The organism is Scandinavium sp., assembly GCF_032012665.1.
GTDB lineage: Bacteria > Pseudomonadota > Gammaproteobacteria > Enterobacterales > Enterobacteriaceae > Scandinavium.
The window spans coordinates 53,395-72,518 of the sequence record NZ_DALZVG010000011.1; the positions used below are offsets into that span (position 1 = coordinate 53,395).

General features: G+C 54.3%; 16 protein-coding genes and 3 tRNA genes. 12 read left to right on the top strand and 7 right to left on the bottom strand.

Features of this window, described 5'->3' with window-relative positions:
• Window positions 1–407: 407 nt before the first annotated feature.
• From uvrY to RTU33_RS11320, 7 genes are all read left to right on the top strand, one after another.
• Window positions 408–1,064, top strand: coding sequence for a UvrY/SirA/GacA family response regulator transcription factor (gene uvrY / locus RTU33_RS11290; RefSeq protein WP_312627388.1), 657 nt, complete (start codon window positions 408–410; stop codon window positions 1,062–1,064).
• A complete protein-coding gene (gene uvrC / locus RTU33_RS11295) occupies window positions 1,061–2,893 on the top strand; it encodes an excinuclease ABC subunit UvrC (protein WP_312627390.1) in 1,833 nt (610 codons plus the stop codon). The genes uvrY and uvrC overlap by 4 nt, the downstream gene beginning before the upstream one ends.
• A 55-nt stretch (window positions 2,894–2,948) precedes the next feature.
• The gene (pgsA, locus tag RTU33_RS11300; RefSeq protein ID WP_312627391.1) at window positions 2,949–3,497 is read left to right on the top strand and encodes a CDP-diacylglycerol--glycerol-3-phosphate 3-phosphatidyltransferase; all 549 of its coding nucleotides are present in this window, start codon (window positions 2,949–2,951) and stop codon (window positions 3,495–3,497) included.
• A 148-nt stretch (window positions 3,498–3,645) separates the two neighbouring features.
• A tRNA-Gly gene (locus RTU33_RS11305) sits at window positions 3,646–3,721 on the top strand.
• Window positions 3,722–3,759: 38 nt separating this feature from the next.
• Window positions 3,760–3,833 (top strand) — tRNA-Cys (locus RTU33_RS11310).
• Between the two features lie 13 nt (window positions 3,834–3,846).
• Window positions 3,847–3,933, top strand: a tRNA-Leu gene (locus tag RTU33_RS11315).
• Between the two features lie 120 nt (window positions 3,934–4,053).
• On the top strand, window positions 4,054–4,719 hold the full coding sequence (locus tag RTU33_RS11320) for a YecA family protein (RefSeq protein WP_312627484.1): 666 nt from the start codon (window positions 4,054–4,056) through the stop codon (window positions 4,717–4,719).
• Window positions 4,720–4,879: 160 nt separating this feature from the next.
• Here RTU33_RS11320 and tyrP read toward each other — a convergent pair whose 3' ends face one another.
• The 4 genes from tyrP to RTU33_RS11340 all read right to left on the bottom strand — a co-directional run bounded on the left by tyrP (window position 4,880) and on the right by RTU33_RS11340 (window position 9,562).
• Window positions 4,880–6,091 carry a tyrosine transporter TyrP gene (gene tyrP, locus RTU33_RS11325; RefSeq protein ID WP_312627392.1) on the bottom strand — a complete coding sequence of 404 codons (1,212 nt, stop codon included), beginning with the start codon at window positions 6,089–6,091 and terminating at the stop codon, window positions 4,880–4,882.
• Between the two features lie 164 nt (window positions 6,092–6,255).
• A complete protein-coding gene (gene ftnA / locus RTU33_RS11330; RefSeq protein WP_312627393.1) occupies window positions 6,256–6,753 on the bottom strand; it encodes a non-heme ferritin in 498 nt (165 codons plus the stop codon).
• Between the two features lie 192 nt (window positions 6,754–6,945).
• On the bottom strand, window positions 6,946–7,284 hold the full coding sequence (gene yecR / locus RTU33_RS11335) for a YecR family lipoprotein (RefSeq protein WP_312627394.1): 339 nt from the start codon (window positions 7,282–7,284) through the stop codon (window positions 6,946–6,948).
• A gap of 106 nt (window positions 7,285–7,390) precedes the next feature.
• Window positions 7,391–9,562: an HD domain-containing phosphohydrolase gene (locus tag RTU33_RS11340; RefSeq protein ID WP_312627395.1), complete on the bottom strand. Its 2,172-nt coding sequence runs from the start codon at window positions 9,560–9,562 to the stop codon at window positions 7,391–7,393.
• Between the two features lie 246 nt (window positions 9,563–9,808).
• Here RTU33_RS11340 and RTU33_RS11345 point away from each other — a divergent pair, with 246 nt between their 5' ends.
• The gene (locus RTU33_RS11345; protein WP_312627397.1) at window positions 9,809–10,447 is read left to right on the top strand and encodes an RpiB/LacA/LacB family sugar-phosphate isomerase; all 639 of its coding nucleotides are present in this window, start codon (window positions 9,809–9,811) and stop codon (window positions 10,445–10,447) included.
• Between the two features lie 36 nt (window positions 10,448–10,483).
• Here RTU33_RS11345 and RTU33_RS11350 read toward each other — a convergent pair whose 3' ends face one another.
• Window positions 10,484–11,905, bottom strand: coding sequence for an MFS transporter (locus tag RTU33_RS11350; RefSeq protein ID WP_312627486.1), 1,422 nt, complete (start codon window positions 11,903–11,905; stop codon window positions 10,484–10,486).
• A gap of 136 nt (window positions 11,906–12,041) precedes the next feature.
• On the opposite strand from RTU33_RS11350, the gene RTU33_RS11355 reads away from it, so the two are divergent.
• Window positions 12,042–12,290: a DUF2766 family protein gene (locus tag RTU33_RS11355; protein WP_312627398.1), complete on the top strand. Its 249-nt coding sequence runs from the start codon at window positions 12,042–12,044 to the stop codon at window positions 12,288–12,290.
• Between the two features lie 108 nt (window positions 12,291–12,398).
• Here the strand turns inward: RTU33_RS11355 and RTU33_RS11360 are convergent, their stop codons facing one another.
• Both RTU33_RS11360 and RTU33_RS11365 read right to left on the bottom strand, forming a co-directional pair.
• Entirely contained in the window at window positions 12,399–13,742 is a 1,344-nt protein-coding gene (locus RTU33_RS11360) for an anaerobic C4-dicarboxylate transporter (RefSeq protein ID WP_312627399.1), read from the bottom strand.
• 166 nt (window positions 13,743–13,908) lie between these two features.
• Window positions 13,909–14,412, bottom strand: a complete 504-nt coding sequence (locus RTU33_RS11365; protein WP_312627400.1) for a non-heme ferritin-like protein — start codon at window positions 14,410–14,412, stop codon at window positions 13,909–13,911.
• Window positions 14,413–15,305: 893 nt separating this feature from the next.
• On the opposite strand from RTU33_RS11365, the gene RTU33_RS11370 reads away from it, so the two are divergent.
• From RTU33_RS11370 to araH, 3 genes are all read left to right on the top strand, one after another.
• Complete coding sequence (locus tag RTU33_RS11370; RefSeq protein ID WP_312627401.1) at window positions 15,306–16,286, top strand: arabinose ABC transporter substrate-binding protein; 981 nt, start codon at window positions 15,306–15,308, stop codon at window positions 16,284–16,286.
• A gap of 186 nt (window positions 16,287–16,472) precedes the next feature.
• Window positions 16,473–17,987: an L-arabinose ABC transporter ATP-binding protein AraG gene (araG, locus tag RTU33_RS11375; protein WP_312627402.1), complete on the top strand. Its 1,515-nt coding sequence runs from the start codon at window positions 16,473–16,475 to the stop codon at window positions 17,985–17,987.
• A 13-nt stretch (window positions 17,988–18,000) separates the two neighbouring features.
• Window positions 18,001–18,981 carry an L-arabinose ABC transporter permease AraH gene (araH, locus tag RTU33_RS11380; RefSeq protein WP_312627488.1) on the top strand — a complete coding sequence of 327 codons (981 nt, stop codon included), beginning with the start codon at window positions 18,001–18,003 and terminating at the stop codon, window positions 18,979–18,981.
• The last annotated feature ends 143 nt before the right edge of the window (window positions 18,982–19,124 follow it).

Below are 19,124 nucleotides of genomic sequence, written 5' to 3' on the forward strand. Positions count from 1 at the left end.
GTCGCGCAGTATACCACAGGCGAGAGGAAAAACGGGAGCGTCTGATTTTTGTCCTCTGATCAGAGCTGCTTACGGCTAAATTAAGCTGGGTAAGAAAGCGTTCGTCGCTTATTTGTTTAGCGCGGGTTCATGACCAGTTAATTATTGTTACATTTTTGCAATCGTATTTTTCATCTGCGTAAAATGTCGTGTTTTTAAGAAATTTTCTGAAGGCAAGCGTTTAAAAATGCGGTTGTTGTATCTAACTGTTTTGTAGTTGTTTCCAGTTGTTGTACAGCTTAATTTCCAGAAATCTAAGTAAAAACCTAAATGGCACATTTTTTGACTTTCAATGTTTAGATAAAACCCGTTAATATGGTTGCGATTTTAGAGAGAGTTGCGTTATCCCTATTCTGGAGATTATTCCTTTGATCAACATCCTACTTGTTGATGACCACGAACTAGTGCGCGCAGGGATACGACGCATTCTGGAAGATATAAAGGGTATTAAAGTCGTCGGTGAAGTCTGCTGTGGTGAAGATGCGGTCAAATGGTGCCGCGCAAACCCGGTCGATGTGGTGCTTATGGACATGAACATGCCAGGTATTGGCGGGCTGGAAGCCACACGCAAAATTGCGCGCGCCACTACCGGTACCCGAGTCATCATGTTAACCGTCCATACGGAAAATCCGCTGCCCGCCAGAGTGATGCAGGCAGGGGCCGCAGGCTACCTGAGTAAAGGTGCTGCACCACAGGAGGTAGTCAATGCCATCCGCTCCGTCTTCGCCGGGCAGCGCTATATTGCTTCCGATATCGCTCAACAGATGGCCCTGAGCCAGATCGAGCCAGAAAAAACAGAATCACCGTTCGCCAGTTTGTCTGAACGTGAATTGCAGATTATGCTGATGATCACCAAAGGCCAGAAGGTGACTGAGATCTCCGAACAGTTAAATCTCAGCCCGAAGACGGTGAACAGCTACCGCTATCGTATGTTTAGCAAATTGAACATTCACGGTGACGTCGAGCTGACTCACCTGGCAATTCGCCATGGCCTGTGCAATGCGGAGTCGTTAGCAAGTCAGTGAGTGATGTATTTGATTCAAAAGCCTTTCTGAAAACTGTGACCAGCCAGCCCGGCGTCTATCGTATGTACGATGCTGGCGGCACGGTCATCTATGTCGGTAAAGCCAAAGATCTCAAAAAGCGTCTTTCCAGCTATTTCCGCAGCAACCTTGCCTCGCGTAAGACTGAAGCCTTAGTGGCGCAGATTATGCAGATTGACGTGACCGTCACCCACACGGAAACGGAAGCGCTGCTGCTGGAGCACAATTACATCAAGCTCTATCAGCCGCGCTACAACGTGCTGCTGCGCGATGACAAATCCTATCCGTTTATCTTCCTGAGCGGTGACAGCCATCCACGGCTGGCGATGCACCGTGGGGCAAAGCACGCCAAAGGCGAGTATTTTGGTCCGTTCCCCAACGGCTACGCGGTCAGAGAAACGCTGGCGCTGTTGCAGAAAATTTTTCCTATACGCCAGTGTGAAAACAGCGTGTACCGTAACCGCTCGCGACCTTGCCTTCAGTACCAGATTGGTCGCTGCCTCGGCCCGTGCGTGGCGGGGCTGGTGAGTGAAGAAGAGTATGCCCGGCAGGTGGAGTATGTGCGTCTGTTCCTCGCCGGCAAAGATGAGCAGGTTGTCAATCAGCTGGTCGCCCGCATGGAAAAAGCCAGCCAGTCGCTGGCGTTTGAAGAAGCGGCCCGCATTCGCGATCAAATTCAGGCGGTGCGCCGCGTCACCGAAAAACAATTTGTTTCCAATGAAGGCGACGATCTCGACGTTATCGGCGTAGCCTTCAACGGTGGCCTTGCGTGCGTTCATGTCTTGTTTATCCGCCAGGGTAAAGTGCTCGGCAGCCGCAGCTATTTCCCGAAAGTCCCGGCCGGGACGGAAGCCGTGGAAGTGGTGGAGACTTTCGTCGGCCAGTTCTATTTGCAGGGCAGCCAGGCACGCACGCTCCCGGGTGAGATCCTGCTGGACTTCAATCTGGGTGACAAAACGCTGCTGGCCGATTCGCTTTCCGAACTGGCCGGGCGTCGCATCAATATTCAGACCAGGCCTCGCGGCGACAGGGCGCGTTACCTGAAGCTTGCGCGCACTAATGCCGCAACCGCGCTGGTCACGAAGCTGTCACAGCAGTCGACTATTTCTCAGCGTTTGCAGGCGCTGGCAACGCAGCTGAACCTGCCGGAAGTTAAACGTATGGAGTGTTTCGACATCAGTCACACGATGGGTGAGCAAACCGTCGCCTCCTGCGTTGTATTCGACAGCAACGGCCCGCTGCGTGCGGAATACCGTCGCTACAATATTACCGGCATTACGCCGGGTGATGACTACGCGGCGATGAACCAGGTGCTGCGTCGCCGCTACGGCAAGGACATCGAAGAAAGCAAAATCCCCGACGTTATCCTGATTGACGGTGGGAAAGGCCAGCTCGGCCAGGCCAAACAGGTTTTTGCCGAGCTTGAGGTCAACTGGGACAAACGTCACCCGCTGCTATTGGGCGTGGCGAAAGGCAGCGATCGCAAGGCCGGGCTGGAAACCTTGTTTTTCGAGCCGGAAGGTGAGGGTTTCAACCTGCCGTCCGATTCTCCGGCGCTGCACGTGATCCAGCACATTCGCGATGAATCTCACGATCATGCGATCACAGGACACCGTAAAAAACGGGCGAAGGTGAAAAGCACCAGTACGCTTGAGACCATTGAGGGCGTAGGGCCGAAGCGTCGCCAGATGTTATTGAAATATATGGGCGGATTGCAGGGGCTGCAGAAAGCCAGCGTGGAAGATATTGCGAAAGTACCCGGCATTTCACACGGTCTGGCAGAAAAGATCTTCTACTCATTGAAACATTAGGGGCTCTGTAGCAACATAGGGCTAATTTTACTGACAACAGATAGTTACCGTCGCCATGCAATTTAATATCCCTACGTTGCTCACATTGTTCCGCGTCATCCTGATCCCCTTTTTCGTGCTGGCGTTCTATCTGCCGTTCACCTGGGCGCCGTTTGTCTGTGCGCTGATCTTCTTTGTCGCCGCGGTAACGGACTGGTTCGATGGCTATCTGGCCCGCCGCTGGAATCAAAGCACCCGCTTTGGCGCATTCCTCGATCCGGTTGCCGATAAGGTGATGGTCGCGATAGCCATGGTGCTGGTGGCTGAACATTATCATTCATGGTGGGTGACGCTGCCCGCGGCGACGATGATCGCGCGTGAGATCATCATTTCGGCGCTGCGTGAGTGGATGGCGGAGCTCGGCAAGCGCAGCAACGTAGCGGTTTCCTGGATTGGTAAAGTCAAAACCACCGCGCAAATGGCGGCGCTGGTGTGGATGCTGTGGCGGCCAAACGAGTGGGTTGAGTGGGCGGGCATTGGCCTGTTTATGGTCGCTGCGGTGCTGACGCTTTGGTCTATGTTCCAGTATCTCAATGCCGCGCGCGGCGATTTGCTTGAACAGTGATCGTTTCGACGTAAATTTCAGCAAACGATCCTGTGCGGTGAAAATTAACGTTGACTCAGTGCGTCAGGTAAGTAGAATGCATCGCATCGAACGGCAGCACAGCTTGCCAGACGGTAACAAAATCAAGTGATTAAGGTCATCTGATTCTGCGGGAATAGCTCAGTTGGTAGAGCACGACCTTGCCAAGGTCGGGGTCGCGAGTTCGAGTCTCGTTTCCCGCTCCAGTTTAAAAACATCGGCAGTTGCGGGTGTTAGCAATATCGGCGCGTTAGCAAAGCGGTTATGTAGCGGATTGCAAATCCGTCTAGTCCGGTTCGACTCCGGAACGCGCCTCCACTTTATTTCCCGAGGCCGGATGGTGGAATCGGTAGACACAAGGGATTTAAAATCCCTCGGCGTTCGCGCTGTGTGGGTTCAAGTCCCACTCCGGCTACCATGGGAAAAAAAGAATAAAATCAATGATAAGCAGTGTCGTGAAACCACCTTCGGGTGGTTTTTTTGTCTTTGCAATTCTGATGTTCTATCTTCAACACACTTCCCAAACGAGTAATCAGTGATGAAAACCGGACCGTTAAACGAAAGCGAACTGGAGTGGCTGGATGATGTTCTGGCCCGCTATGGCAATGAGAAATCCGTAATGGATGTCTCCGAGCTGGACGGCATGCTGACGGCAATTCTCTCTTCGCCAGTCGATATCGAACCTGCCGACTGGATGCTGGCGGTGTGGGGCGGAGCGGACTTCGTACCACGCTGGGCCAACGACCGCGAACGCGATCGTTTCGTGAATCTGACCCTGCAGCATATGGATGATATCGGCGAACGCCTTGGCGATTATCCGGATCAGTACGAACCGCTGTTCGGCACCCGTGAAGAAGAAGGGCAGGAAATCACCATCGTGGAAGAGTGGTGCTTCGGCTATATGCGCGGGGTCGATCTGAGCGACTGGTCGGCGTTGCCGGAAAACCTGCAACCTCAGCTGGACGCCATTGCGTTGCACGGGCGCGAAGACAATTTCACACGACTGGATGCGTTAACGGCCGAAGAGTACATTGCCAGCGTCGATTTGCTGAAGCCTGCGGCGCTCAGCCTCTGCCACTACTGGCTGGAGAATCCGCAGAGCGCTCCGGTTCAGCAGCCGGTTAAAAATGAGAGCAAGACAGGGCGCAACGATCCTTGTCCGTGCGGCAGCGGGAAGAAATATAAAAACTGCTGTCTGAAATAAGCGACAAAAAGGCCCGAAAGGGCCTTCTGTCTAATAGCTCCGCAGCGTATTTCTGCCGGGTGGCGGCTGATGCCTTACCCGGCGGCCTACGAGAATCACGTAGGCCCGCGCCAGCGAAGCGCCGCTGGGCAATTTCAAAAACGCAATTTCATTTCTGGCGTTAGCCAACTGCCGGAAGCATTCCCGCGGCAATCGCGATTTGCACCAGAATCACCGTGACACCGCAGCTAAAGACCAGCCATAGCGCTGGTTTACCCCCGGCGACGCGATAAGCCGCCTGAGGGTGTTCCTGCCGGCTTTTCATCGCCAGCAAAGAGGGGATGATTAATGCCAGTACGGCCAGCGCCACGCCGGCATAGCCCAGCGCCATCACGAAACCGCGCGGATAGAATAGCGCAAAGGCCAGCGGCGGCAGGAAAGTGATGGCCCCGGTTTGCAGACGACCGCCTGCGGTATTGCTGCGCTGAAACAAATCGGCCAGGTAGTCAAACAGCCCCAGCGCAACGCCAAGGAACGACGTCGCCAGCGCCAGATCGGCAAACAGATGTACGGCCAGCTCAACGTGCGGGGAGGCGACAACTTCGCGAATGGCCTGTAACAGACCGTTCAGCCCGGCGTGATTGGCCAACAGGGAGCTGAATGCCGAAGAATCAATGCTGCCAAGCGTTGCCAGCTGCCAGAAAATGTAGGCCACCAGCGGGATAAAGCTGCCGATGACGAAAATCTTCCGCAGCTTACGCACGTCGCCGTTCATGTAGCTGACGATGCTTGGCACGCTGCCGTGGAAGCCAAACGATGTGAAAATCACCGGAATTGCAGAAAGCGCCAGCCCCTGCTCAAGCGGCAGGGTCAGCAAGTTTATCTGGTGGATATGTGGCAACAGCAGAGCAAGCATCAGGATCAGAAAGATGATTTTTGCACTAAACAGAAAACGGTTGAACAGATCGACGAGCGTGGTGCCCACACAGATCACGCCACCGCCCACGGCGGTAAACAGCAGCACGCCTGCCGCAGGAGGAAGCTGGACGTTCAGCCACTGGCCGAGGCTCGAAGCCAGAAGCTCTCCGGCTCCGCTGATGTAGGCTGCCGTCAGGGCATACATCAGGAACAGCATACTGAAACCCGTCACCCACTGGCCGTAGCGACCCAGGTAACGTAGCGCCAGCGAGCCCAGCCCGGTATCGGCAGGCACGTGCTGATAAACTTCCAGCAGCAGCAAAGCGGTGTAGCACATCAGCGCCCACAGGCTAAAAAGCAGTACCAGCGTAACGCCGAAGCCAACGCCTGCTGAAGCCAGCGGCATCGCCAGCATTCCTGCGCCAATGGTCGTCCCGGCGACGATTAAAATACTCCCTACGGTGCGGTTCTTCACGCTTTCCTCTGCTATTACGGATAGAAACAACTCAATATGCCGCGCAGGGTAGGGGAAAAGCGGGGTCTCGTCAAATCTGAATTACAGTGGGTGTAATGAAGGGTTTACGCTTTTGCGAGGTGGGGCAAATAACGACGGCAGCTGGGATCGCTGCCGCCTGAACATCAGTTTTGCGCGTCGAGGGTTGCCAGCTCTTTATCGACAAAATAGAGGCCTTCGCCACTTTTTCCGACCAGCGACAGTTTATCGATAACGGATTTAAACAGCTTCTCTTCTTCGTGCTGTTCCGCTACATACCATTGCAGGAAATTAAAGGTTGGATAATCCTGGCTGATCATGGCGGCGTGAGCCAGTTCGTTAATTTGACGGGTGATTAACTGTTCGTGTTCATAGGTCACGCGGAACAGTTCATCGAGGCTGTTATATTCTGCGAAAGGAGAATCAATCGTATTAATACGCGGCAGGCTGCCGGTATCCGTCAGATAATCAAACAGGCGCTGCATGTGCGTCATCTCTTCCTGAGCGTGACGGCGCAAAAACGCTGCTGCACCCTCAAAGCTGTGGTAGCTGCACCACGCGCTCATCTGCTGATACAGCAGAGAGGAATAGAGTTCGAGGTTCATTTGCTCATTCAGTTTGTCGATCATTTCTGTTTTCAGCATGGCGTGCTCCGCATTATTTGGCTCAGGAGAATGTAGCGGGAAGTCTAATTTGTAATTAAGTTATTTGCAAAAGGTAAAATAAAAAATAAATATTGTTAAATGCTAATGGGAATAAAACGCATTGCGGCTATTGGATAATAAAATGAGAATAATTATTTTTTACTGCCGGTAAAAATAAACCGGCAGCCAAAATTACCAGTAATTTCCCACCGGGGCAGGCGTCACTGCAATGCCGCGGCACTGATACTGAACGGTTACGCTTTCATTCATGCACAGCGATCCGCTGGTCACGGTACAGGTGGTGACGGGTTGCCCGTAGGCCACCGCGGTAGCATAACCCATTTGCTGGCACTGCTTAGTGGCTGAGCCGCTGGCAACATAATTATCCGTAGTGGCATTCTGCAACATCGCCTGGCCGTAGGTCAGACGCACGATACCGCTGGTGCTGTCGACGTCGGTGACGTTGGCCTGACGATGAACCGTACAGGCGGAAAGGGCGATCGCTGCGACGAAGGGGATCAGTTTTTTCATGGCTCACTCTGCATAAATGTCCGATCCTCTCATCTTAGCGCCCACTTATCATGCCAATGCCCTGAATAGCTGGCACATCCAGCGTCAGTTTCTGCAACGAATGCGCTCAGTCGGCCTGGCTGTCGTAAATAGCCTGGAATTTGGGGTGCAGCTGGCGGAAGCGGTTAATAAGCTCCGGATCAAAATGGCGACCCGCCCCGGCAAAAATGAGCGAACAGGCGTGTTCATGGGTGTAGCCTGGTTTGTAGATGCGTTTTTGCCGCAGGGCGTCATAGACGTCTGCCAGTGCCAGAATGCGCGCTTCAATGGGAATTTGCTCGCCGCTTAAGCCTTCCGGATAGCCGTTGCCATCCCATTTTTCATGGTGATAGTGGATGATATTTTCAGCCACTGGCCCAAGGCCGAGCCCCTGAATAATGCGCCAGCCCTTAAGCGTGTGTAGCTTCATTTCGTTAAACTCTTCTTCCGTGAGCGGCCCCTGTTTGCGCAAAATGCGTTCCGGTACGGCAATTTTTCCCACGTCGTGCAGCGAAGCAAAGCGCTCAATTTCATGCACGGTTTTACGCGGCAGGCCGATCTCCCGGGCAAGTAGCCCACAATAGGCTGCCACGCGCTGAATATGGCTGCCCGTTTCGTCATCGTGGGCGCGGTTCACTTTTTCCATCGCTTCCACGATGCTTCGGTTGACGGCCTGACTTTGCTTCATGTGCCGCCACATCAGCCACAGCAGGCAGAGGCTAAACAGCACGGTGATGAACAGCGCCACGCTAATAATTTTAAGGGTGTTTTTGCTGAAGTCCGGAAGAAGAGGCGCCTCCTGCGAGCGCTCCATCTGCGTACGGTAGCTGGAGATTCGGTGGATCTGCGTCAACAGTGAGTGCAACGGGTGTTCGCTGTCCACCCAGGAGACGATCCGATAATCCGAGCGCGTTAGTCCGGCAACTTTCAGCACGCCGCGAAACAGGTCGTTGCCGCGCAGCGAACTTTCCAGCGAGCTGAGATCGCCGAGGATAAAATCAATCTTGTGCTGGTCGATAGCATTGACCAGATCTTCAATCGAGGCCGCAGGCAGTACCGTAATATCGTTGCCAAAGCGCTGGTGGAGATAGAGCGCTGCAAACGAACCGCGGATCACGCCCACTCGCTTGAAGCGAACCTGTTCTTCATCCCATAAAAAGGGCTGCTCGACGCGATTGTAGTAGGCGTTATGCCAGGAGAGTGCCGGGCCAATGATACCTTCCATCTGCGATTGATCGTGGCTTTCGACAACGTTGACCATCCGCACCGGCCAGGCTTCCTGGCGCAGGTGAGAAACATAGTTATCGGTAAACTTTACGTCGATATTAAGGTGCAGCAGATCGCGCATGTCGCTAATCATGTCCATCACCGTGCCGTGGTAGCCGCGCTCGTCCTGCCACAGCAGCGGAGCGAAGTTTTCGTTCCTGGGCAGCCAGACGGTGAGGCGATTGTCGTGGATCCATTTAGCTTCATCTGGCGTTATCTGAATGCGGCTGACCAGATAATTACGTTTACTGCGGTTTTCCAGCTCCCACAGCTTCCCGCTCTGCTGCCACTCGGCGATCGCCTTATTGATGTTGTCGCGCATACCGCGAAGCTCAGGGCTGAATCCCATCACGCAGGGAAGGCGTAAATCAGCGAAAGGACGCGACAGCGTGTAGTAATGCAGCGTGTCGTCCATTTCAGAGTCGTCGTTGATGTAGAAATCGGCCTTGCGATCGCGCAGCAGCGTAAACGCTTCGGTGCTGCTGTTGACCAGAATGATCTTGCTGAAGCGCAGGGAAGGGTAGCGCGTCAGCACCTGATTCTGTGTGGCATCGTCGCGACGAAAAATCACCCTGGTATCGTTGAGATCGTCCGGCACGGAGGCGGTGCGACTAAGGCTTGCCGCCAGAACCTCGTTATCGAACAGCCGGGCAGAAAGCACTTTGCTGCGTGAGCGCGCCTCGGTTCTTAACACGCCTGCGTAAACACCAAAACTGTTAGCGTTGAAGCGCTTGCCAATCTCTTCGCCGCTGATGGGTTTCAGTTCCAGCTGATAGCCGTAGCGTTTATTAATTTCCTGAATAAGCTCCGGGTAATAGCCCTGATAGTGTCCACTGCTGTCACGCCAGAATTCGAAGTTTTCGGCATCAAAAAGCCAGACCGGAACGGGCGTTGAATCTTTAACGCTTGTTAAGGGTTCGGCCCGCAGTGAATAAGCATGCATAGTGAGCGTGAGCCAGAGCAAAGTGAGCGACATTGTTAGCAAGGAGCGCACAAGAAGGTTCCTGATTTTTATAGTGTCGTTGGTGTTCAGTCTAACTAACTGCCGGGATCCCTGACAGGATTTTATTGATTATGTGAATCATCATTCATTACGACTATTGGCGAGAAATCTGTGAAGCCAGTTGTAAATAATGAAACATAATTTCATTAAATTTGAATGTGTGTTTGAGTCGCGCTAAGGTGAGCCTGTTGTGTCTGTTCCCTGCGGAGCGCTCCGCACATTTCAGGAGAGTAAAGAATGAAGATTGCACTGATGATGGAAAACAGTCAGGCCGCGAAAAACGCCGTTATCCATCGTGAGCTGAAGGCCGTGGCTGATGAAAAAGGCTTTCCTGTCTATAACGTCGGCATGAGCGACGAGCAGGATCATCACCTGACCTATATTCATCTTGGGATTATGGCGAGTATTCTGCTGAACGCCAAAGCCGTGGATTTTGTCGTGACCGGCTGCGGTACTGGCCAGGGCGCACTGATGTCGCTGAATATCCATCCGGGCGTGGTGTGTGGCTACTGCATTGACCCGGCCGATGCGTTCCTGTTTGCCCAAATCAACAACGGAAATGCGCTTTCGCTGCCGTTTGCCAAAGGTTTTGGCTGGGGGGCCGAGCTGAACGTCCGCTTCATCTTTGAAAAAGCGTTCACCGGCCGCAATGGCGAAGGCTATCCGCCAGAGCGAAAAGAGCCGCAGGTGCGCAACGCGGGCATCCTGAATCAGGTGAAAGCGGCGGTGGTGAAAGAGAACTATCTCGACACCCTGCGGGCCATCGATCCGGAACTGGTGAAAACGGCCGTCTCGGGGGTGCGCTTCCAGCAGTGCTTCTTTGAAAACTGCCAGGATAAGGCTATCGAGGCCTTTGTACGTGAGGTTCTGGCTTAAATACAGGGCTCCGGCGGCATTGCGCCGCCGGAGCATTTACGATTTACGTTTCGACACCGAACTGCCCGCATCCCGCGTCAGCTGGAGTGTGTCAATCATTCCCATCAGGCAAATCAGGGCGATAAACACAAACGCCAGCCGGAAGCTGATACCGGGTACGGCGGTCAGCTGTAGCCAGTCGCCAACCTTTTCCCCGAGCCGAATGCCGATCGCGCCAAGCGTGATCCCAAGCCCGACGGCAAGCTGGGTTGCGGTGCTGAACAGCGTATTGGCGTAGCTCATCTGCGCAGAGGGCACATCGGCAAACGCCAGCGTACTGACGCCGGTAAACTGCACCGAACGGAATACCCCACCGAGATACAGAATCAGCAGCGTTACCCATAGCGGCGTATTCGGCGTGAGGAAGGCGCAGGCCAGCAGCGCCAGCACGTTGAGCGTGCCGTTAATCAGCAGCAGTTTGCGAAAACCGAGCCAGCGGATGAGCGGCGTAGTGGCAGGCTTAATCGTCAGGTTGCCGACGAACACCGCCAGCACCAGTAGCCCGGCGTGAAACGGATCCATCCCGAAGCCGACCTGAAACAGCAGCGGTAGCAAAAAAGGCACGGCGCTGATGGAGGCACGAAACAGCGAGCCGCCGTACATCGTTACCCGGAACGTCGGGACCTGTAATGCATCAAGGCGAATCATCGGCCATTCCACGCGGCGGAAATGGCGCAGAGCAAACCAGAAGGTAAGCCCGCCGAGGGCGAGCAGCACAAACGGCAGGCCGCCGCGGGCATGCTCTGCGCCGAAAGCTTCCATCGCATAGACCAGGCTTACCATCGCGATAGCGGTAGCCACAAAGCCGGGCAGATCAAACGGGCGACGCTGTTCTTCGCGTATGTCCGGAATGATGCGCAGCGCCAGCAGCATGGCGATAAGCCCGAGTGGCACATTAATAAAGAAGATCCAGCGCCAGCTGGCGACGCTGGTAATGAATCCGCCGAGCGGCGGACCAATAATGGGCGCCACCAGCGCGGGCCAGGTAAGCGTGGCGATGGCGGTAATCAGCTGATGTTTTGGCGTGGTTCTGAGCACGGCGAGACGCCCGACGGGCACCATCAGCGCGCCGCCAACGCCCTGGAGTATGCGCATCGCAACGAAGCCGTTGACGCTGGTCGCCAGTCCGCAGAATACGGAGGCGAGGGTAAAAATGAACAGCGCAAGGGTAAAGACTTTGCGGGCGCCGAAGCGGTCAGCAATCCAGCCGCTTGCCGGGATCAGCACCGCTAGCGTAATCAGATAGGCGCTGATCCCCACGTTCAGCGCCACGGCCTCCACGCCAAAACTTTTTGCCATATCCGGCAGCGCAGTGGCGATCACCGTGCCGTCGAGAAACTCCATAAAGAAGGCTCCGGCCACCAGCAGCGCAGCGGGAGAGAGGCCACGGCTCTCCTTAACGGAGATATTTTCACTCATCATAAAACGCCATTTCAGGATTTTTACTCACTTTACGCGCATTGCGGAACGTACCGCAACGGCGGATTTGCGGGATTTTATTATTCGGCATCGGCAAACCGGGTTACTATGGCGCTCTGAAAAACAGGAGTAAATTATGTCTCACAACCTGACTGCAAATGATGAGCTGGTGTCCGACGTTGTCGCCTGCCAGCTGGTGATCAAACAAATCCTCGATGTTATTGACGTTATCGCCCCGGTTGAAGTTCGCGACAAAATGGCCAATCAGCTGCGTGCAATTGATTTCAGTGCCGCCGGGGCCGATCCGGTCACCCAGCGTGCAATTCAAAAGGCCATTGCCCTGATTGAGCTGAAGTTCACCCCGCAGGAAAGCAGTACTCACTAGTCTTCGTAAGAAATGCCCGGTGGCACTCGTTTGCACGGGCCTACAGAAAGCCGTAGGTCGGGTAAGGCGAAGCCGCTACCCGATACCGTCAGGCCACCGGGCAACGCCCTAATACAACGCTTCCACCAGCAGATAGCTCGCCACGCAGGCGCAGCTCACCGCAATCAGGCCCGGCAGGATAAAGCTGTGGTTGATGATAAATTTTCCGATGCGGGTCGTGCCGGAGCGGTCAAACCCGATGCAGGCCAGATCGCTTGGGTACGTCGGCAGAACAAAATAGCCATACGCTGCCGGGAAGAAAGCAATCAGCATTTTCGGCTCAACGCCGAGCATCAGCCCCATTGGCGCGACGGCGGTCAGCGCGGCGGCCTGGCTGTTCACCAGTTTCGATACCAAAAAGAGCACGATCGCGTAGGTCCACGGGTGATTCTGAACTACGCCTTCCAGCGCCGATTTCAGCTCCGGCAGATGCGACTGGAAGAAGGTGTCGCTCATCCACGCCACGCCAAACACGGAGAAAATCGCTACCATCCCGGCTTTGAACACCGCGCCGTTGGAAATGGCTGCCGCATTGACTTTACATACCACCAGCATCACCGCCCCGGCGATCAGCATCATCATTTGAATCACAAGATTCATGGAGAGTGGGGCGAGCTTGCCTTTCACTTCAAAGGCCGGACGCAGGTCCGGCAGGGCGCCAAGCAATACCACCACCAGAATACCGGCGAAAAAGATCCAGGTTGACCAGTAAGCCTCGCGGTTAAAGCGCTGGTCGAGCAGCGTTTCAGTACTGCCAAAGATAAACTCACGCTGCTTCGGATCCTGAATTTTGGCCTGAAAAGCAGGGTCGTCGGCCAGGTCCTTCCCGCGGCGCAGGCTCCAGAGTGCGGCGATCGCTACGCCAAACAGCGATGCGGGCACGGACACCGCCAGAATGTCGAGAATGCTCCATGCATGGCCAATGCCGTGCTGGGCGCCGAGAATGGAGACTAACGACACGACAGCTACGGAGACGGGTGAAGCGGTGATCGCCATTTGTGATGCTACCGAAGCGACGGCCATAGGGCGCTCCGGACGAATGCCTTTTTTCAGCGCGATGTCCGCAATAATCGGAAACATGGTGTAGACCACATGCCCGGTGCCGCAGAGAAACGTCAGCATCCAGGTGGTGAACGGGGCCAGCAGCGTGATGTGCTGCGGATGCTTACGCAGCAGCTTTTCGGCGCATTGCATCATGACGTTAAGCCCGCCAGCGGTTTGCAGCGTGGCCGCACAGCCAATCACCGCAAGGATAGTCAGCATCACATCCACCGGCGGCTTGCCGGGCTGGAGGCCAAAAACAAAACTCAGGATAAATAAGCCGATTCCGCTGATAAGCCCCAGGCCCATCCCGCCAAAGCGGGTGCCAACCAGCAGGCATAAAATAATGACCGCAAATTCAAGAGTAATCATGTCTCACCTGTCTCATCCATAAAGAAAGGCTAAATCATTACATTTTGTAATGATATTGAGTGAGAGGGAGATCGGATTTATAAACAGCTGTAAAAACAAACTGTTGGCTACATTTATTTAACAAATGCGAGCATGAAGCGGGCGGCTAAAGCCGCCCATTGAAGGGTTAGTGTTGCTGGTGATTGACGACGTTCAGCAGGTGCTGGTCGGTCTGATGCATACACAAGCCTGCGTTATTTGCACTGCGCACTTCTTCGAGGATTGCCTGCAGCAGCACGCCATCCTGATATTGCTCTTTCTCAAGATGAGTCAGAAAACGCAGGGTGCTGTTATCCTGCATGGCCTTGGCTTCCAGCACTAGCGCGCTCAGAGTGCTGCGGCGCTGATGATGTTCCTCCAGCGTTTTAATGAACAGATCTTCAAGTGTTGAACAGCGGTCATCCACCGGGGCCGTTTCTCTGACCATCGGGTAAGCACCCGCTTTGCGCATAAATTCAAACACGCGCATCATTTGAGTCACGCTGGACTGGGCCTGTGAACGCAGAAACGTAGCCGTTGCGGTCAGCTTGTGATCGGCACACCATTCGCTCAGGTGCAGGTATAAATTTGAGGCACAAAACTCGAGGTTCATTTGCACATTGAGTTTTTGAACCATTCCCGGAACCGTCATAGCAATATCCTTATTTTCTGAAGTTACGAAACCTGCCGGCAATCGTAAGGTTCACACTTTTTCTGTCCACACAACCCGACGATATTCAGCGTTAATACTTTTTACGGGCCACAACGCTTTTGGTGCGCTGACCGGTTTCAGAATACGCCCTCCATAATTATAAGAAAATGCCTGGAGGTTATTATTTACGCTTCGTTACATGACGCGCTAATGAGTTCGTAATTAACGAGTAAAATATCCGTAAAAACAGCGGGTAATGGCATTATATCTAACAGTATTATATGGCTTTGTTAGTTTTATAATTACGATCGGATTATCATTCGTCATTTTAGATGAGCGTAATATGATATGTTTTAATCGTATTTCGTTAATGACGTTCTCAGGCTGTTTGCAGAGAATGCGGCAGATCAATATCCGTTTAAAATAGCTAACGGCCAGCCGCGGCCAAATTTGATATTAAAAAGAAACCCGTGAAGCAAGCTGTCGTCCTGTTGCTACGCAGGATAAGGCGGGTGAGGTTCTCTGCGCAATCTGTCTGCGGCTGCCGGGGGGGCGGAAGAGGAAGCTTTCGTTCGGGAACATGCGGAACATATTTATTACCGCTGGTAAGATAAGGATCTCACGACTGCTGATATAGATTATTCTGCTATCCCCTGGGCGAATTGTCTGACAATTCGCCCTTTATTTATGTCATTTTTCGCTGAGTTTATGTACGCGTTAACTGTAATTCTGCGGTGTGATGGCGCTCTCCTATGGATAATTAATTTCCCGCTATTAATGGTTCAGCACAAATGCGCAGACGGGTGAAGCCGCTAATGCCTTGTTTTTCTGCTGAATAAAAAATGCTGTTCTCAATTTCCCTGTGGAAAAGAACATTAGAGCCGGAGTTAACCATGCACAAATTCACTAAAGCGCTGGCGGCCATTGGCCTTGCAGCGGTTATGTCACAATCAGCTATCGCTGAAAACATGAAGCTCGGTTTTCTGGTGAAGCAGCCGGAGGAGCCCTGGTTCCAGACCGAATGGCGTTTCGCCGATAAGGCCGGGAAAGATTTAGGGTTCGAGGTGATTAAAATTGCCGTACCCGACGGTGAAAAAACGCTGAACGCCATCGACAGCCTGGCGGCCAACGGGGCGAAAGGGTTTGTGATTTGTACGCCGGACCCGAAACTGGGGCCCGCGATCGTGGCCAAAGCGCGCAGCTATGACATGAAGGTCATTACCGTCGACGATCAGTTCGTCAACGCCAAAGGCAAGCCGATGGAGACGGTGCCGCTGGTAATGATGGCGGCCAGCGAAATTGGTGCGCGTCAGGGGGATGAACTCTATAAAGAGATGCAAAAACGCGGCTGGGACGTGAAGGATACCGGCGCGATGGCTATTACCGCCGATGAGCTCGACACTGCACGTCGCCGCACCACCGGCTCAATGGACGCGCTGAAAAAAGCCGGATTCCCTGAAGCGCAAATCTATAAGGTCCCGACGAAATCCAACGATATCCCTGGCGCGTTCGACGCCGGCAACTCGCTGCTGGTGCAGCATCCTGGCGTGAAGCACTGGCTGGTCCTCGGCATGAATGACAACACCGTGCTCGGCGGCGTGCGCGCAACGGAAGGCCAGGGCTTTAAGGCGGCAGACGTGATTGGCATCGGCATTAACGGCGTGGATGCGGTGAACGAACTCTCTAAGGCGCAGGCGACCGGCTTCTACGGCTCCCTGCTGCCGAGCCCGGACGTGCACGGCTATAAAACCAGCGAAATGCTCTACAACTGGGTGCAGAAAAAGGTAGAGCCGCCAAAGTTTACCGCAGTGACCGACGTGGTGCTGATCACCCGCGACAACTTTAAAGAAGAGCTGGCGAAGAAAGGACTGTGATCTGAATTGCCCGGTGGCGCTGGCGCTTACCGGGCAAGGTAAACAGCAAAAAACGCCGTTTTTTTAGTGTGTTCTCCCTCTCCCTGTGGGAGAGGGCCGGGGTGAGGGCATCAGACAGAGCCACGCTGAAGCGTCACCCGACAAAAGAAGCCATACAGAAGTGGATTCGTGTTCTCTGGAGTGCATATGCAACAGTCGCAGCCTTATCTCTCGTTTCGCGGCATCAGCAAAACCTTCCCGGGCGTGAAGGCTCTGACCGACATCAGCTTTGACTGCTATGCCGGGCAGGTTCATGCGCTGATGGGGGAAAACGGTGCCGGAAAATCTACGCTATTGAAGATTTTGAGCGGTAACTACGCGCCCAGCACCGGGACGCTGGCGCTGAAAGGACAAGAGGTCAGCTTCACCGACACGACCGCCGCGCTGAATGCCGGGGTGGCCATCATCTATCAGGAGCTGCATCTGGTGCCGGAGATGACGGTAGCCGAAAACATTTACCTCGGGCAGATGCCGCACAAGGGGGGGATCGTTAATCGCTCGCTGCTTAACTATGAAGCGGGACTGCAGCTTGAACATCTGGGGCTGGATATCGATCCGCAAACCCCGCTGAAGTATCTCTCCATTGGCCAGTGGCAGATGGTGGAAATTGCCAAGGCGCTGGCGCGCAACGCCAAGGTGATCGCCTTTGATGAACCCACCAGTTCGCTCTCAGCGCGGGAAATCGACAACCTGTTTCGCGTTATCCGCGAATTGCGTAACGAAGGGCGCGTCATTATTTATGTTTCGCACCGCATGGAGGAGATTTTTGCCCTCAGCGATGCCATTACGGTGTTTAAAGACGGGCGCTACGTTCGCACGTTTGACGACATGGCGCAGGTCAATAACGACCTGCTGGTGCAGGCGATGGTGGGGCGTGAAATCGGTGATATCTACGGCTGGCAGCCGCGTGAATACGGCGTCGAAAGGCTGCGGCTGGACGATGTTAAAGCACCGGGTGTACGCCAGCCCATCAGCCTGTCAGTGAAAAGCGGCGAAATTGTTGGTTTGTTCGGCCTGGTCGGTGCCGGGCGAAGCGAGCTGATGAAAGGGCTGTTCGGCGGAACGCGAATAACCGGAGGGCAGGTGAGCATTGACGGCAAGCCGGTTGATATCCGCAAACCCGCTGAGGCTATCCGGGTCGGCATGATGCTCTGCCCGGAAGACCGTAAGGCGGATGGCATTATTCCGGTGCATTCGGTGCGCGACAACATCAACATCAGCGCCCGGCGCAGGCACATTCGCGCCGGATGCCTGATCAACAACGCCTGGGAGGCGGACAACGCGGCACACCATATCCGATCTCTCAATATCAAAACGCCGGGAGCGGAGCAGCTCATCATGAATCTTTCCGGCGGCAACCAGCAGAAAGCCATTCTTGGCCGCTGGCTGTCAGAAGAGATGAAGGTCATCCTGCTCGATGAGCCGACGCGCGGCATTGACGTCGGGGCCAAACATGAAATCTACAACGTTATCTATGCGCTCGCGGCGTCCGGCGTAGCGGTGCTATTTGCCTCAAGCGATCTACCGGAGGTGCTCGGCGTGGCGGACCGGATCATCGTCATGCGTGAAGGTGAGATTGCCGGTGAGCTGCTCCATGAGAGCGCCAATGAACAGCTGGCGCTGAGCCTGGCGATGCCTAAAACCACGCAGGCCGTAGCCTGATGAGGAGTGAATGATGTCTTCAGTAACGACATCCGGCCCGCGCCGGAATGCGTTTAGCGTCGGGCGCATTTGGGATCAGTACGGCATGCTGGTGGTATTTGCCGTGCTGTTCCTCGCCTGTGCGATTTTTGTGCCGAACTTTGCAAGCTTCGTCAACATGAAGGGGCTGGGGCTCGCTATTTCGATGTCCGGCATGGTGGCGTGCGGCATGCTGTTTTGCCTGGCGTCGGGGGATTTTGACCTTTCCGTTGCTTCGGTGATTGCCTGCGCCGGGGTAACGACGGCGGTAGTGATTAATCTCTCAGAAAGCCTGTGGCTGGGCGTGTTCGCCGGGCTGCTGCTGGGAGCACTGAGTGGCCTGGTGAACGGGTTTGTCATCGCCCGCCTGAAAATTAATGCGCTGATCACCACGCTTGCCACCATGCAAATCGTGCGTGGTCTGGCGTATATCATTTCCGATGGTAAAGCGGTCGGGATTGAGGACGAGCGCTTCTTCACTTTGGGATACGCCAACTGGTTCGGACTTCCCGCGCCTATCTGGCTCACCGTCGTTTGTCTGACTGCGTTCGGTTTGCTGCTCAATAAAACCACTTTTGGCCGGAATACGCTGGCCATAGGCGGAAATGAAGAAGCTGCGCGTCTGGCGGGTGTGCCGGTGGTGCGCACCAAAATCATCATCTTTGTGCTTTCGGGACTGGTGTCGGCGGCGGCGGGGATCATCCTGGCTTCGCGCATGACCAGCGGTCAGCCGATGACCTCGATGGGTTATGAGCTGATCGTCATTTCCGCCTGCGTGCTGGGCGGTGTGTCGCTTAAGGGCGGGATCGGCAAGATCTCGTATGTGGTGGCGGGGATCCTGATCCTGGGAACGGTGGAAAATGCGATGAACCTGCTGAACATCTCGCCTTTTTCCCAATATGTGGTGCGTGGTCTGATTTTGCTGGCGGCGGTGATTTTCGACCGCTACAAGCAAAAAGCGAAGCGTACGGCCTGATTTCACCCCAACTTTTAAGTTTAATCCTAACCTTTCGCCGGGGCTAATTCCCCCGGCGTTTTCGTTTGAAAATGGCGAGGGCGGTCACACTGTCTATACTTACACTGCTAACGTTTGATTAACATCTGATTGAAAACAGCAGT